This is a genomic window from Pseudomonas sp. PME37.24/006 (genome assembly GCF_055556635.1).
Genome location: NZ_JBVHNL010000234.1, coordinates 1 through 250 on the forward strand (window position 1 = coordinate 1; position 250 = coordinate 250).

A 250-nucleotide genomic window follows, 5' to 3' on the forward strand; every position below is an offset into this window, starting at 1 on the left:
GGCCATCACGGTATCGGCATTGATTTCTTTATTGGTGAAAATCCTGGCCTTGCCTGATTTAATGTGAGTTGCACAGATGTGCAGATCAATCGGACATTTTTTACGCAATAACTCAAAGTCCACCGTACGCTCCAGCACAGTACGCAATGGGTTGATGTTGAGTGGATTGAACTGGTAGGGCGAGATCATGCGCGTAAACAGATCAAAATGACTGGATTGCGCTTTGGCCCATTCGGTTAAAGGATTGTTG

The 250-nt window shown here is 45.6% G+C and carries 1 pseudogene; it reads right to left on the reverse strand.

Going from position 1 to position 250, the window contains the following annotated elements:
- Window positions 1-250 (reverse strand): annotated as a pseudogene (locus ACZ3GY_RS24530) (hypothetical protein); the annotation flags it as partial.